This is a genomic window from Stenotrophomonas sp. C3(2023) (assembly GCF_032911385.1).
GTDB lineage: Bacteria > Pseudomonadota > Gammaproteobacteria > Xanthomonadales > Xanthomonadaceae > Stenotrophomonas.
The window spans coordinates 1,551,942-1,568,017 of the sequence record NZ_JAWJLO010000001.1; the positions used below are offsets into that span (position 1 = coordinate 1,551,942).

The following is a 16,076-nucleotide window of genomic DNA, read 5'->3' on the forward strand; positions in this document are numbered from 1 at the left end:
CGAATCTGCGTTCTCCACTTCGGCGCTCGGGCGCTCTTACTTGGCAGATGCTGCCGTCGATCACCGGCGTGGCCAGGCTTGCCCTTCCCAAGGAACCCAGATGCGCAACAAGCTCTACGTGTCGATGATGTTTGCTCTTTCACTGTGTGCGGCCAGCCCGGCCATGGCGGCGCCGGCTTCGCCACTGGATGCCACGCTGGCCGAGCCCATCGCGGCGCAGCCGCTGGCACGGGCGCTGGGTCAACTCTCGCGCAGCGCGGGCGTGCAGTTCCTCTACTCCCCCAGCGGTGCCGTGCCGATGGCCGCTGCGGTGCCGCAGGGCGCCACCGTCAAGCAGGCGCTGACCGCGTTGCTGGCAGGAACGGGACTGAGCTGGTCGGTGGTGGAGGGCAAGGTCATCGCGATTGATCCTGCGCCTGCGGTTCCAAAGGCGCCTGCAGCGTCCGCGCCGGTGCCGCGCCCGACCGCTGAGCACGGGCGGACAGCGCCAACACTTGACGCAGTACAGGTCATCGCCGCGCACGAAGTCATTGATCAGAAGCGGCAAGCGTCGGTGATCAAGGACTCGGTCATCTACGATGAGATGGACAGCTACGGCGATGAGACGCTGGCCGAGAGCCTGATGGCTGCTCCGGGTATCAGCGCTGTGGAGGACGCCGGCGAGCCGCGTTTCGTGACTGTTCGTGGCGTGCAGGCAAACCTCAACTACACCACCCTGGACGGCATTGCCATCGCCAGCGTCGGCAACAGCGGTTCGGGCGAGCGTCGCAACAACCTGCAGCTGATCCCCAGCGACATCGGCACGCGTACCGATATCTACAAGAGCTTCAGCGCCGAGCAGGCGCCAGATGCGATTGGTGGCGTCATCGACATCATCAGCCGCAGTGCGTTCGATCGCTCCGGCAGGTATGTCTTCGCCGACGTGGCGGGCATCTACTCGACGGCCGACACCGACGTAGGCCGCAGCGCCGGCGGAGATCACAAGACGCTGGGGCACTTCGGCAAGAGCGCCAAGGGCGTTTACTCCAACCAGTTCGGTGCCGACGACCAGTTTGGCGTGGTCGCGGTGGCGCGGTATGAGCAGCGCTCGCGCAACAGCATCAAGCGCTGGGTTGAAACCAATTACTACTTCGACGACAACGGCAAGTATCTCACCGACGGCAGCACGGACCCGGGCACGCTTGCAGGCTGGAATGGACTGCGTGCGCCTGGGAACTTCAGTACCGGCACCTACACCAACTACATCACCACCTTCGGCGGTTCGGCCAAGCTGGAGTGGCGACCGTCGGAGGACCCCTTCTACGCATCGCTGCTGCTGTACTCGTACCGGTTCTATGAGAACTCGACGATGAACAAGACCGACCTGTACTCCAACGCGAAGTTCCCATTGCGGGGCCAGACCGGGGACAGCGGAACCACACAGATCAACAGCATCTACATCAAGAACCGCCACGACCGGTGGGACCGCGCCAACCGTGGAGCGATCGCTGCGTTCGACTGGGATCTCAGTGAGACCTCCAGGCTCAGCCTGCGTGCCGGCCACACCGAAGAGACCTTCGACAACACACAGGTGTACTGGGGCGTACGTGCCTATCCCAGCAACCTTCTTGTCGACTATGCCAACGACAGTCACGGCTTTCCCAACGCGGTAGATGTCTCCGACCCGAGCCTGCTGACCAGCTCGGCGTTCAAGCTCAACCCGGCGCAGGCCTACATTTCTCCTCGTGACGCGAAAGAAACCATTGACAACCTGCGCGTTGACTTTACCCATAACGTTGATGCCGATGCGCAGGGTTTCGGGCTGGCAGCGGGCCTGGAATATCGGCACCTGAACATCGGGCAGGACGTCGACTTCGATTACTACACCACCAGCGCCACGCTCAACGACTATCTCTATCCCGGGTCCACGCTGCTGGGCACCGTCCCCGGCTTCCCGCTGATTGACAACCGCAAGGTCACCGAGACGTTGCTGCCGCTGCTGAAGGGCAACGACGCCGCCTACCCGAATGCCGATTTCACCAGTGACTACAAGTACGTTGAAGACATCCGCAACGCGTACGTTTCCACGCACTATGCCTGGGACAGACTGCTGCTGGTGGCAGGGCTGCGCTACGACGACACTACCTACAAGGCCTTCAGTCCTTACAGCAGCGATGGCGGCACGACCTATACCCCGGAGCTGAAGAAGAGCCGCGGCGGCTACAGCAACCTGCTGCCGTCGTTGAATGCCAGCCTGAAGCTGACTGACAACCAGCGCCTGCGTTTTTCCGCCAGCCAGACGCTGGGGCGGCCGACCCCGGGCAACATCGCCCAGGCCTCCAACATGAGCTGCGGCGATGACGGCGAGGGGGGCGGCGGCTACTGCACCATCCGCCAGGGAAACCCGGCGCTGGACCCGCGCCGCGCCACCAATCTTGATCTGGCCTGGGAGCGCTACTTCAACGGCAACAACGGCATCATCTCGCTGGCGCTGTTTGACAAGGTCATCAAGGATGACATCTATACGCTGACCACCTTCCAGGACATCGGCGATGTGCGGTACCGCATCACCCAGCCGATGAACACTCAGCAGTCCACGCTGCGGGGCGCCGAGTTCGCCATCGCCAACCGTAACCTGCGTTGGGGTCGGCAGCGTTTCGACCTGTCCTTCAATGCCACGCGCCTGGAAGGACAGACCAACTACCAGATCAGTGACGGAACCGAGCGCCGTCTGGACCGGCTGCTGTACCAGCCGGACTGGTCGTTGAACGGCTCGGCGATCTGGCGCATGCCATGGCACAACGCACAGCTGCGGGTGTCGGGTACCTATCGGAGCCGCATGCTGGTCGATTTCGGTGACACCCAGTGGCTGGACTCCTATTACGACCCGTACATGACCTTCAACCTGGCCTTCAGCCACAGGATCAGCAGGCACGTCACCCTCAAGTACGAAGCCAAGAATCTGTTCAACGCCCAGCCGACCTACAGCACGGGCCCGAACGGACGCTTCCGCACCGAGATCGACGACTACGGTCGCTTTTTCTACTTCCACATCATTTACAACTGAGGCGATCGGGCATGGCTACATTGAACCGTCGACGCTTTCTCGCCCTGTCCGGCTTGTCGGCGATGGGTGCCTGGCTGGGCACTGCATCGGTTCTGGCCGCTGAACGCGATGCCGCCGGGCTGCTGCCGCGTAATCTTTGGACCTCCCCGCGCTTTGCCAGCAGCCCATTCACTGTCGGGGTGGCGTCGGGTGATCCTACGCCCGACGGCGCCGTGCTGTGGACGAGGCTTGCGCCGCAGCCGCTGGAGTTCGGGTCCGGCATGCCCCCACGTCCCTTGCTGGTGCACTGGGAGGTGGCGGCCGACCCGCAGATGCGGCAGGTGGTGCAGCACGGCGCAAGCCTGGCCCATCCGGAACTGGGCCATGCGGTGCACGTTGAACTGGCTGGTCTGCTGCCAGCGCGCCCGTACTGGTACCGCTTCAGTGTTGCAGATCATCACAGCGCAGTGGGCATGACCCGCACGCTGCCGGCAGCAGACGCGCCCGTCGATCTGCTGCGCTTTGCGGTGGCAGGCTGCCAGCATTATGAAGAAGGCCACTTCACTGCTTGGCGGCATATCGCCGAAGAGCCGCTGGATTTTGTCTTCCATTACGGCGACTACATCTACGAAGGTGCCAGCCAACCCGGGGTGCGCAGCATGAACGGTCGGCCATTCACCAATCTGCGCAACCATGTCGGTGAGCAGACCTACACGCTGGACGATTACCGGCGTCGCTATGCGCAATACAAAACCGATCCCGATCTGCAGGCGGCGCACGCAGCCGCACCTTGGTTTGTGACCTTCGACGACCACGAGGTGGACAACAACTGGGCCGGTGCCCAGGACCAGGACGGCACCCCCAGCGAGGTCTTCCTGCTGCGGCGGGCGCAGGCCTTCCAGGCGTATTACGAAAACATGCCGTTGCGCCGCAGCGCACTGCCGCGCAACGGGCACATGCAGCTCTATAGACGCGCCCGTTTCGGGCGACTCATGGATTTGCATGTGCTTGATACGCGCCAGTACCGCAGCCGGCAGGTGCCCATTGCCGATCGCACGCAGGTCGAATCACCGGCGCGCAGCATCGTGGGGGCCGGTCAGGAGCAGTGGCTGTTTGACGGGCTTGCCGATCGCGCACCGCGCTGGCACACCATCGCCCACCAGGTCTCGCTGGGCAACTACGCCCGCGAAAAAGACGGGGTCATTGTTTCTTCCGACGACCAGTGGTCGGGTTATCTGGACAGCCGTCGCCGACTGCTCGAGCACATCCAGCGCACAGGGCAGGGCAATGTGGTAACCGCCTGCGGCGATGCCCATCGCCATTACGCCAGCGACCTCGTGCAGGACAACCGCGACAGCGGCATCATCTCCAGCGAGTTTCTGGCCACCTCGATCACCTCGGGCGCTGACGGCCAGGGAGAGGATGAGTTTGCCCGCAACACCCTGCGGCACAGCCCGCATCTCAGAGCGGTCACTGACAAACGTGGTTACGTGCTGTGCGAGGTCACCGACAAGCACTGGATCGGCGACATGAAGATACTCGACCAGGTCATGCAGCCCGGGGGGACGCTGAGCCGCTGGCGCCGCTATGCGGTCGAGCACGGCCGTCCGGGCCTGCAGGAGGCGTGAGCCTGGCCCAGCGCGCCTGCGGCAGCCGATCACCGGCAGGCGCAACGCCCGTGCCGACGCCGAGCGCCTGGCTCGGGCCCGGCAGGCCGACCCGCCATCATCATTTCCTGTCCACCGCGATAGGTCATACTGCGGCCTTCCCCAAGGTTCAAAGCACGGCCGGATGGACCGCTACAAGCAGATTGTTGAACTCTCAGGGGAGTGCATCAAGGAGATCAGCCTTGATGGCATGGTCCTGGATGTGAACCCCAATGGCCTCAAGCTCCTGCGCGCGCCCGACGCGTCTGCCGTCGTCGGCAGGCGCTGGGTGGACATCTGGCCGCTGCAGGCCCAGCCCATGGTCAGGGATGCCATGGCGGCCGCACGCCGCGGCGAACGCAGCGAGTTCGAATCGACCTGTCCGGACTTCGAGGGTGAGCCGCGCGATTGGCGGGTGCGCGTGTGCCCGCTTCGCACCGATGGCCAGGTCAGCAGTCTGCTGGCGGTCAGTCTGGATGTGACGGTGAGAAACCGTGCCCTGCGCGCGGTCGAGCTGCTGACTGCTGCGCTCAGCCAGCAGCAGCTCGATGCCCAGTCAAAGGTGGACGGGCTGGCCCGCAATCTGGAATCGGTCGAGTCCCGGTTGCACGCCACCCACCTGGCCTACCAGCAGCTCGAGCTACGCCACCACGAAGCCGAGGAGGGCAGGCGGCTGGCTACGGCCGCGCAGCAGGCTGCCGAGCTGATTGCCGCGCAGGCGCAGAAAGGCCAAGCGGTGGGCCAGTTGTTGGCCGGTGTGGTCCACGACCTGAACAACTTCCTGCAGTCAGCGGGTGCGGCGCTGGAGCTTGTTGCTGACAGTGGCGAGCTCAGCAGCACAAGCGCCCGTTATCTCGGGATTGCCCAGAAATCGCTGGATCAGGGCACGGAGATGTCGCGTCGGCTGATCGGCTTTGCGCGGGAGCATCCCTACGAACCGGCGCCGGTGGATCTGGATGAGATGGTCACCGACCTGCTGCCCCTGCTGAGCCAGGCGGTTGGCAGCAAGGTGGACATCACCGTCGAACTCGGCAAGCCGGGTTGCTGCGCATTGGTGGACCGCAACACGCTCGAACGGGCTTTGATGAACCTGGTGATCAATGCGCGTGATGCATGCGAGCCCGGTGACCAGATCCGCATCCAGACCGGGCGCGTTACCGTGACCGGCGAGCCCGAGGCCGGTGATGCGGCCGCTGGCCAGTACCTTACGCTCACCGTGAGCGACACCGGTTGTGGCATGTCCGAAGACGTAATGTCCAAAGTGTTCGACGTGTACTTCACCACCAAGCGGGCCGGTGAAGGCTCCGGACTCGGGCTGCCGCAGGTGCACAGTGCAGTGCGCCAGGCCGGTGGCTACATGACTGTCCAGTCCGCACCGGGCAAGGGCGCTCGATTCGAACTGGCGCTGCCGCAGGTGCCCGACGCCTGAGCGGCGCCGCCGCACGTCCGTCATGGCCGGGCGCCGGGGTAACCGGCACCCGGTCTGCTGTACACGCATTGCAGCCCCACGGCGTGAAATCCGCGTGTGCGGTGGACGCGCCGGGTTCACGCGTGGCCGACGGTGTCGCCCCTACATATAAGGCACCTCGTCTACAAGGTGCCAGCCATGCCCCGTCCCATCTGGACCGGCTCTCTCTCCTTCGGCCTGCTTAACGTACCCGTATCGCTGATGTCCGGCGAACGCCGCATGGACCTGAGCTTCCGCATGCTCGATTCGCGTGACAAGAAGCCGATCCGTTATGAGCGAGTCAATGCAGACACGGGCGAGGAAGTGCCGTGGAAGGATATTGTCAAGGCTTTCGAGTATGACAAGGGCAGCTATGTGGTCATCGAGAAAGACGACATCGCTGCTGCGGCGCCGGAAACCCATGAGTCCATCGACGTCGAAGCATTCGTCGACGCCAGCAGCATCGGCCTGCGCTACTTTGAAAAGCCCTACATCCTCGTGCCCGGCAAGAAGGCTGAAAAAGGCTATGTCCTGCTGCGTGAAACGCTCAAGGAGACCGGCAAGGTCGGCATCGCACGGGTGGTCATCCGTACCCGTGAATACATCTGCGCGGTGATGCCTGAGGACGATGCGCTGGTCATGATCCTGCTGCGCTACCCGCAGGAGCTGGTGGCGCTGGATGAGTACAACCTGCCGCAGGGCACGGCCAAGGATTACCGGGTTGCCCCCAAGGAGCTGGAGATGGCCAAACAGCTCATCGACAGCATGACCTCCGACTGGGAGCCGGACAGCTACCAGGACGAGTTCCGTGAGCGGCTCTCGGAGATCATCAAAAAGCGGGTCAAGCAGGCCGGTGCCACTACCCGTTTCGAGGAGCCGGAACCGCACGAAGACGCGACCACCAATGTGGTGGACTTCATGTCGCTGCTGCAGAAGAGTCTGGACACCAACAAGCGCACACCGGCCAAGAGCCCTGCGGCCAAGAGCCCTGCGGCCAAGAGCCCTGCGGCCAAGTCCACCCCGACCCGAACGCCGTCCAAGGCGTCCAAGGCGTCCAAGCAGTCCAAGCCGGCCAAGAAGGCGGCAAGCCGCAAGCCGGCCAAGAAGGCGGCCAGGAAGTCGACATCCAAAGGGGCGCGCAAGAGTGCCTGAGTCCGCCCTGCATGGCGGTGGTGTGGGAAGAGGGTGACCTATGTCCTTGAGCGATTACCGCCGCAAACGCCGTTTCGACCAGACGCGCGAGCCGGAGCCGGGCAAGCCGGTGCCCGCCGGACAGCGCGCCTTGTTTGTGGTACAGCTGCACCATGCAAGCCGACGCCATTACGACTTCCGTCTGCAGGTCGGCGATGCACTGAAAAGCTGGGCCGTGCCCAAGGGACCGAGCTATGACCCGAAGGTCAAGCGGATGGCGGTGGAAGTGGAAGACCATCCGGTGGACTACGCCAGCTTCGAGGGGGAGATTCCCAAGGGGCAGTATGGCGGCGGCCACGTTGCCCAGTTCGACCATGGCGTGTGGGCGACCGAGGGTGACCCGGAAGCCCAGCTGGCCAAAGGACATCTTCGGTTCGAGTTGTTTGGCAGCAAGCTCAAGGGCGGCTGGCACCTGGTCCGCTCCGGCAAGCCGGCGCGGCAGCCACGATGGCTGCTGTTCAAGGCCGACGACGCCTATGCAGGCAAGCTTGAAGCTGATGACCTGCTGGGCGATGTCACCGCGCCGCCAGCGGCCGACCTCAAGCGGGCCGGCGCCGGGAAAACCGGCAAGAAGCACCTCAGGGCACCGCCCACGCCGCGTCGCCGCCGCAAGGACTGGGCGAAGAAGGCATTGCGTATGGACAGTGCGGCGAACGCCGTGTTGTCACCCAGACCGTTCCAACCGCAGCTGGCCAAGCTGGGGGATGCACCCCCGGCAGGCCCGCAGTGGATTCACGAGATCAAGTGGGATGGCTACCGTCTGCTGGCCATCATCCACGACCGCGTCGTGCGGCTGTGGTCGCGCAATGCGCTGGAATGGACCGACAAGGTGCCTGAAATCCGCGACGCGATCGCGAGCCTGGGCTTGAACGATGCGGTACTCGACGGTGAGTTGATCGCCGGGCGCGGCAGCAAGGAGGACTTCAACCTGCTTCAGGCCACGTTGTCGGGTGAGCGGCAAGGCAAGCTGGCCTACGTGGCCTTCGACCTGCTGCACGTGGACGGGGTGGACATCTCGGGCGCGCCGTTGCTGCAACGCAAGGCCCTTCTGGAGGAGCTGCTTGAAGGGCAGGACACGCACCTGGCCTACAGCTCGCATATCGAAGCCAGTGGCGAGGATGCGTTTCAGCTCGCCGGGGAGCAACGCTTCGAAGGCATCATTTCCAAGCGCACCGATCGTGCCTACCATCCGGGCCGCAGCGATGACTGGCGCAAAACCAAGCAGCTGGCCAGTGACGAGTTTGCCGTGGTCGGTTTTACTGCGCCCAAGGGCAGCCGCACAGGGTTTGGCTCGCTGCTGTTGGCCAGGCCCGACCCCACCCATGGCTGGCTGTATGTAGGCCGTGTGGGCACCGGCTTTACCGACGAGCGCATCGCGCAGCTCAGCAAGCGGTTGACCGGCAAACTCAGCCGCACACCGACCGTCCATGTACCTGCGCAGAATACCGATCTACGTTCGGCACAGTGGTTTGCACCGCGCTTCGTGGTGGAGGTGTTTTATCGTGGTATCGGGCGCCAGCAGCTGCTGCGTCAACCTTCACTGAAAGCGCTGCGGCTGGACAAGGACATCGGGGACCTGGCCGACTCCGACCGTGCCGCGCGGACGACAAAACGGAACCGAAGGGAGAGCGCGGTGACAAAAACCGCCCGAGCAGCCAAAAAGCAGGCTCGCCGTGCAGAGCGCACGCCGCCCACGCTGTCTTCGCCGCGCAAGGTGCTTTTCCCCGGCGACGGCATCACCAAGCAGGACGTATGGGATTACTACAGCGCTGTGATGGGACACATTCTTCCCGAGGTCATCGACCGCCCGCTGTCGATCATCCGTTGCCCCAGCGGCACCCAGAAGGCCTGTTTCTTCCAGAAGCACCATACCGCCGGGCTCGAGCTGGTCGATGCCGTTCGGCTCAAGGAAGAGGGCGGCGTCAACGCGGACTATCTGGTCGTACGCGATGCGGCCAGCCTGCTTGAACTGGTGCAGTTCAACAGCCTTGAGTTCCACCCATGGGGCAGCCACGCCGAAGACCCCGACCGGGCCGATCGGGTCGTGTTCGATCTGGATCCTGGCCCGGGTGTACCCTTTACCGAGGTCAAGAAGGCGGCCAGGGATATCCGCACGCTGCTCAAGCAGCTTGCACTGGAGTCGTTCCTGCGGGTTTCAGGTGGCAAAGGCCTGCACGTGGTCGTCCCGCTCAACCCGGGCTGTGATTGGGAGTTGACCAAACGTTTCGCCAAGGGGTTTGCCACTGCGCTGGCGCAGTCCGAGCCCGATCGTTTCCTTGCCACCGCGAGCAAACGTCTGCGCGACAAACGTATTTTTGTTGACTATCTGCGCAACGGACGCGGCGCAACCGCAGTAGCCTCCTATTCGCTGCGGGCAAGGCCGGGTGCGCCTGTAGCGCTGCCAATCAGCTGGGCAGAGCTGGGCAAGCTCACCCGACCTGATGCCTTCACTCTGAAGACGGTGCCGGCCAAGCTGAAGCGGCGGCGCAAAGACCCGTGGGCGGGCATCGGCCAGCTTGAGCAGAACCTCTCACGCTGGGAAACATAGCGCCGGGCTCTGCCCGGCAGTACCCGCTTGCCCTGCATCGATGCAAGGCCGGCAGCCGCCGGTGACCATCAACCGTTGGTGACGTTGCAGGAGTGCAGCAGTGGTTCCCCTGGTGACACCGCTCACCTGAGCTGCGATTCACGCCATGCAGTCTCCCCGGCGCGTCAGCGCCTGCGCGGCATGGCCGACACGCACGGGTGACCGGGTACATGCCAGCGCCAGGGAAAATCCTGCGCTCGGCTGATGCCGATACGTGGGCCGACCACCGGCGAGGCGGGCGGCGGCAGGCCGTCATCGACGATGCGCACACCGCGGTCGCCACTGACCAGGTCGCCCCCGTCGAAACTGCGGTTAAGGCCCATGGCCTGCGACAGTTTGCCCGGCCCATTGGCCAGGTCGCGGTCACGCCGGGCCGCCGGACGCAATGAGCGCATGAGCGCCAGACCGGCCAAGGGCTCGGCGGCGCGCAGCAGCACGCCGACGCCTTCGCCGGGCTCACCGCAGACCGCGTTGCTGCCCCAATGCATGCCGTACGTGAAATAGACATACAGGTGTCCGGCCTCGCCAAACATGGTGGCATTGCGCGCGGTCATGCCGCGATACGAGTGCGCGGCAGGGTCTTCGGCGCCAGCATAGGCCTCAACTTCCACAATGCGCGCGGCACGGCCGTCCTCGCGCAGCAGAATCTTGTTCAGCAGTTCCGGAGCCACCCGGGTCGGGTGGCGGCGATAAAACCCGCGGGGCAGTGCCGGTAGCGCATCCATGCGGCCATTTTCCGGCATCACATGTGCACGGCACATGTGGATGCCTGCAGTGGCAGAGTGGTTCCAGACCCGCACCGGTGACATTCCGCACGGGGGTGACGTGGCGCTGCAAAGCCGTACCTTGCGCGCCGCCAGTTCCTTCGCTGTGGCCGCAGATCACCCGATATCTGAAGAGAACAGCGCCGCCTAGAGTCTAGACGCCTCTCCAAGAACGTGTGCCCCCCGCATGACCTCGTCAGCTGCAAAACTGGGTATATCTGCCTTGGTTCTGATGCTCGCCGCGGGCGCGGGGGCCTACCTGGCCGGCTGGTTGCTGCTGGTCTGGTTCGGTCATCCCAGCGCGCTGCAGTGGCATACCAGCTGGCGGTATCTGAGCGCCGCAACGCTGCCGGCATATGCGCCCTACGCGGCGATGATCAAATTATGGGTGGTCACAGGCGTAGGGCTGCCGGTGATCGCCGCGAGCGCCGTGCTGACCCCGCTATGGCGGCATCGTCGGCATTCACTGCATGGCGATGCCCGCCTGGCGCGGCGCCGGGATCTGGCCAGGGCCGGGCTGCTGCGGCGGGTGCCTGGCGAAGGCATCCTGATCGGGCGCTACAAAGGACATTATCTTTGGCTTAACGGCACCCAGCACGTGGTGATGGTCGCTCCGACGCGCAGTGGCAAATCCAGCAGCGTCGCGGTGCCGGTACTTCTTACCTACGAGAGCTCGGCCGTCGTGCTGGACGTCAAGGGTGAGCTGCACGACCTCACCAGCGGTTACCGCGCCCGGTGTGGGCAAACGATTCTGGTATGGGCGCCCTACGACGAGCAGGCGCGCGGACAACGCTTCAATCCGTTCACGGCTATGGCAGGCATGCCGCAGGGTCAGCGTGTTGCCGAACTGCAGACCATCGCTGCCATTCTGTACCCCGAACGGCCCGGCGGTGATCCTTTCTGGGTCAACCAGGCGCGCACTGCCTTTGTCGCGTTCGCTTCACTGATGTTCGAGAACTGGGATGCACTGAGGCAGCGAAACCCGAGCTTGGATCCCAATGAGAGCGTCGCGTTTCCCAGCCTGGCGCGCCTCTATCTGCAGACCACGGGCGCAGGACATGGCGTGCGGCGGTATCTGCAGGAGGTCCTGGAGGGGGCGGTTGCCGGCGCTGCCACCCGGGCCGCACTTGGCAGCCTTGTGAGCTTGCCCGACGACACGCTGGCCTCGGTGATTGCCAGCGTCCAGGTGCCGCTTCAGCAGTTCCTCAATCCAGCGTTGGCCGCTGCCACCGACGCCACGGACATCGACGTCGCCGCACTGCGTCGGCAGCGCATCACCCTGTACGTCGTGGTGCCACCGCGCAAGCTCGACGAGGCAGGCGGTCTGCTCAACCTGTTCTTCAGCAGCGTGATCGGTGCCAACCTGGAGCACGACGCGCGCAGTGATGCCTCGATCACCCATCAGGTCCTGATGGTCATGGATGAGTTCACCGCGATGGGGCGGCTCGACGTGTGGGCGCGGCGGATCTCGGTCTCGGCCAGCTATGGCGTGCGTGACCTGGCGATCGTGCAGAGCCAGGCGCAGCTTCGCGCCGTCTACGGCGCCGACGATGCACAGAACTTTCTCACCAATCACGCGGCAAGCCTGGTGTTCACGCCACGTGAGCAGGAGGACGCCGAGGCGTTCAGCCGTGCCATGGGGGACTGCACCGTGCGCCACCGCCAGCGCACGCGCAGCCGCGGCCTCAGCCTGCGCAGCCGCAACACCTCCGTCAGTGATCTGGAAGAGCGCCGTCCGTTGATGCTGCCGCAGGAGATCAAGGCGCTGCCGCGTGATGAGCAGCTGATTTTCCTGGAGGGGTGCGCGCCGATCCGTTGCCGGAAGAACTGGTACTTCAAGGACCGCGTTCTGCGTCGGCGCCTGCTGCCTGCAGTGGGGCTGCAGCAACGGCCGGTCCCCTCATCGCCTCCGGTCGCTGCGTGCCTGCCGACCGTGCTGCCCCGTCACGATGCCGAACAGACAGTGCAACATGACGCGGATTGGCCTCGTTCGGCACAGACGCTGGAACGGTTGCGCGCAGAAAGGCGCCTTGCGGTCGGCATGCTGCGCAATGGAAAAGTGCAGCCGGCACTGCCGGTGCTCGAGCAGACACACGTTGGCCTGGCAGCGGGTGCGACCGGCGGTGAGCTGCCGCACCCGACGTGCCGCAGAGCGCTGGACAGACACCATGAGCGCGCCTTGCGGCGCCAGTGTCTGGTTGCCAATGAGCAGACCGTGCAGGCGTTGGGCCCGACGCTCACCGCCCTGGCCGGTCGGCGTGCCCGGCGCAGTCCGGCGGCTGCCTTCGGCGCCACGTCGAGCCGGTCCGAGGTCGCACTCCCATTGCTGCCAGAGGAAGAGCCCATGATCCGTTTGCCTGCCGTCGCCGGCGCAGCCCTCGCCGCGACGCTGCTCGGCAGTTGCGCTGCCGGTGTCGATGGGGAAGCAGACCCGGTGCTGGCCAAGAGCCGCTACGTACGGTCACTTCCTTCCAAGCCAAAGCACTATCCACGCAACCCCAACCCCACCCGGCGCCAGCTGCTCACGGTGCGGCTGCACAACCCGCCCGGCCCGCTGGTGGTAGTGGGTGGCCATGTCCAGTACGAAGCGCCGGACTGCATCTATTCCACCAACCGGTTTGCGGGCGCAACGGGTCATCCGGTGGCATTTGAAGATCTGGAATTCGCGCAGTTGGACGCAACGACTTGGAGTGCCTCCTTCTACGCAGACCTGATGGTGGACATGGATTACGACGGTCCGCGAGGAATCATGAACCCATGCCACTGGTCACCGATGCACGCGACCGTCGCACTGTCCGCTACCGGGGCCGATGACGAGACCATTTACAGCTCATCGTTGGATGTCGATGAAGGCCATGAGCAACGTCGAAAGGCTCTCTCATACTTCAGCCGACGAATCGAATACCCAACGGCAGCATCTGCAGACCATCGATTGCATATAGGCAGCCCCGACCGCGCGCGGCTCCTTCTTCCGGATGAAGAAGTGTTCGCGGTCATCCTCGAAGCGCGGGAGACAATCCAATGATCGCTCGTGACGCAGACTACGCGGACCTTGCGCATCTGGTGTATGGCGACGAACCGTTTCAGCCCGAGCGCGACGGCGTCAAGGCCAGAGTTGGAGCTGCCGGGCTCAAATATACGGTCCTGCGTCAGGAGGACCACAGCCCGTCCGGCTATCAGGGCGTGGCTGTTCGAGATCCACGCGATGGCAACATCATTGTCGTTCACAGAGGCACGCAGCCTCGTGACGGACGTGATGTGATGACCGATATCGAGATGGTCACGCGCCGGACCAATGACCAGTTTGAAGCGGCGGCGCGCTTGACCGAGTGGGCTGTGACGACAGCTGCAGACGAAATGCAGGTAGGCGGCAGCCCCATCGAGGTCATCGTTACCGGTCATTCCCTCGGTGGCACGCTGGCTCAACTCACCGCGCACCGCTTCGGGCTGCGCGGGGTGACTTTCAACGCCTACGGCGCGGCGGGCCTGGCCCACGGGATTCCTGCCGGCGGAGATCAGGTCGTCAATCATGTCATGGCAACGGACGTGGTGAGTGCCGCCAGCGCCCACTTCGGCCGGGTCGAGGTCCACGCGTCTTCCAGCGAGATCGCGTTTCTGCACAGTCGGGCCGGCGGCTATGGCCATGGCGCGAAGGAGCCTGGCAGCCCGTTGCTCACTGCTGCGGCGCAGGGTGTCTGGATGCACGGCATCGAGCACTTCAGCAGGTTGCCCTCACGCAGCGGCGCACCGCACCCCTACAGTGTGCTTGAGGACACCCAGGCCGCCGCGCGCGCTGCCCGGCACGCAGATGAAATCACCGCGTTCCGTGACGAGATCGGCGTGATCGCCCGCCAGATCGGTTTCGGCGCCCACCTGGGTGGCCTGTTGGGCAGGGCAGCGGGCGACGCTGCAGCCGTCCCGCTGGAGCTGCACGCGGCAATGCTCGGCCGGGCCAGCCGGATGAGCGCCCAGACAGGCGAACGCACGCACGATGCGCTGGCGTGGAGCAGCTCCCATGTCGGAGCCATCGCGGCAGCCGCTTCAGCGACAGCGGGCGAGGGCGCCGCCCGGCTGCGGCAGGCGATGGGAGATGGCCATGTCGCGCTGGACCGGTTGTCCGCGCAGGTGCGCGATACCGCCCTCACTACATCAACCGAGGGCCTGCGGCGTGCGGCTGATCTGGCGCCCGCGTCCTTGCAGGCGCCGTTGCGACGCGCGGCCAATCACCTGGAGCAACGCGCTCACGATGGCAACGACGCCGTACAGACGCATATCAGGGAGGCCATCGTGCGCACGAGGCACGATGCCGATGCCTTGCGCGAAGGTACACAGCAGTTCGGCGCGCAGCTGGGTGACCACATCCAGGCAGCGGGCCAGCAGGCAGGCGAGCATGCCCACCTTGCAGCCCAGGCACTGGGTGCTCGGCTCGCCGGTGGACAGTCCACGCTCTCCGCCCGCGCCACGCAGGTGCAGGCCGGTGCGGTGGTCATGGGCGAAGCGGCCGGCGCCGCAGCTGCGCTGGCAGCGGGAACCGCATCGCGCGACATCAAGGCCATGCGGCGGGCCACGCGCACGTATCTGGACCGCACACATCCGCAGAATGCGCTCTACGAGCATCTGCGCCAGTGGCTGCCCAACCAGGTAGGACACGAGAAAGTCGCCGAGCTGGTACTGGATGCGCAGCGCAGCGGGATGTGCGATCTCGACCAGCTGGCCGAAAAGAACCTCGTGGGAAACCAGGTACAGCTGGTGGGGATACGTGCCGGCTACTTCGCGCACGTCGATCTGGCGGCGCCGGCGCCTTCCCTCGAGGACACCATGCAGCAGTCGGCCCAGCTTGACGCGAAGCGCGAACACGCCTTCGCCGGTGAGCGGGCGCTCTCCCCGCAACCTGCCCGCGCGCAGGAGGCGGCTCATGTGCACTGAGCGATCGCGCAGCCGACGGCATCGAGCGGCCCTGCGGTCAGCGTGGCCGCAGATCTTCAGGTTGGGGCTGCTCGCCATGCTGGCGTGCGCTGCCGGCTGCAGCACTGTGACGCTGGGCACCGCCGGCCACGCTGGCGGCAGATGGCGGCCGGTCAACCGGTATCCCAACGCCACACACGCCATCGCCCTGCAGACGCCGCAGACCTACACGGTGACCCCGCTGGACGGGACGCTGCGGGTGCTGCTGCAGCGCTGGGCCGACGATGCGGGGCTGGAACTGGTCTATCTGCCGCCGGTGGACTATGCACTGCACCGCGCCGCGAGCCTGATTGGCGGCGTCGGCCTCAACGATGCGCTGGAACAGCTGGAACGGGCCTATCTCGGTCAGAAGCTGGCATTTGCGGTGGAAGGGCAGCGACTGATCATCCGCCAGACATCCCCGGCCGGGGCCCGCTGAGATGGGCATCCTCTCAAGAAAGGTCGAAACCAC

The 16,076-nt window shown here is 64.9% G+C and carries 9 protein-coding genes; 8 read left to right on the forward strand and 1 reads right to left on the reverse strand.

The features are described from left to right. Window positions 1-100 precede the first annotated feature (100 nt). The 5 genes from RZA67_RS06750 (at window position 101) to ligD (ending at window position 9,857) form a co-directional block, all read left to right on the forward strand. Window positions 101-3,046 (forward strand): TonB-dependent receptor, encoded by a 2,946-nt coding sequence (locus RZA67_RS06750; protein WP_317211927.1) that lies wholly within the window; start codon window positions 101-103, stop codon window positions 3,044-3,046. Between the two features lie 11 nt (window positions 3,047-3,057). Continuing rightward, window positions 3,058-4,653, forward strand: coding sequence for an alkaline phosphatase D family protein (locus tag RZA67_RS06755; protein ID WP_317211928.1), 1,596 nt, complete (start codon window positions 3,058-3,060; stop codon window positions 4,651-4,653). Window positions 4,654-4,816: 163 nt separating this feature from the next. Continuing rightward, the gene (locus RZA67_RS06760; RefSeq protein WP_317211929.1) at window positions 4,817-6,100 is read left to right on the forward strand and encodes an ATP-binding protein; all 1,284 of its coding nucleotides are present in this window, start codon (window positions 4,817-4,819) and stop codon (window positions 6,098-6,100) included. A gap of 177 nt (window positions 6,101-6,277) precedes the next feature. Further along, the gene (locus RZA67_RS06765) at window positions 6,278-7,270 is read left to right on the forward strand and encodes a Ku protein (protein WP_317211930.1); all 993 of its coding nucleotides are present in this window, start codon (window positions 6,278-6,280) and stop codon (window positions 7,268-7,270) included. A gap of 40 nt (window positions 7,271-7,310) precedes the next feature. Then, window positions 7,311-9,857 (forward strand): DNA ligase D, encoded by a 2,547-nt coding sequence (ligD, locus tag RZA67_RS06770; RefSeq protein WP_317211931.1) that lies wholly within the window; start codon window positions 7,311-7,313, stop codon window positions 9,855-9,857. A 164-nt stretch (window positions 9,858-10,021) separates the two neighbouring features. On the opposite strand, the gene RZA67_RS06775 is transcribed toward ligD, so the two are convergent. Beyond that, a complete protein-coding gene (locus tag RZA67_RS06775) occupies window positions 10,022-10,657 on the reverse strand; it encodes a DNA-3-methyladenine glycosylase (protein ID WP_317211932.1) in 636 nt (211 codons plus the stop codon). 532 nt (window positions 10,658-11,189) lie between these two features. On the opposite strand from RZA67_RS06775, the gene RZA67_RS06780 reads away from it, so the two are divergent. The 3 genes from RZA67_RS06780 to RZA67_RS06790 are packed head-to-tail and all read left to right on the forward strand — an operon-like array spanning window position 11,190 to window position 16,043. Further along, on the forward strand, window positions 11,190-13,685 hold the full coding sequence (locus tag RZA67_RS06780; RefSeq protein ID WP_317211933.1) for a type IV secretory system conjugative DNA transfer family protein: 2,496 nt from the start codon (window positions 11,190-11,192) through the stop codon (window positions 13,683-13,685). Next, complete coding sequence (locus RZA67_RS06785) at window positions 13,682-15,586, forward strand: hypothetical protein (protein WP_317211935.1); 1,905 nt, start codon at window positions 13,682-13,684, stop codon at window positions 15,584-15,586. Before RZA67_RS06780 ends, RZA67_RS06785 begins: the two co-directional genes overlap by 4 nt. Continuing rightward, on the forward strand, window positions 15,576-16,043 hold the full coding sequence (locus RZA67_RS06790; protein ID WP_317211936.1) for a hypothetical protein: 468 nt from the start codon (window positions 15,576-15,578) through the stop codon (window positions 16,041-16,043). Before RZA67_RS06785 ends, RZA67_RS06790 begins: the two co-directional genes overlap by 11 nt. The last annotated feature ends 33 nt before the right edge of the window (window positions 16,044-16,076 follow it).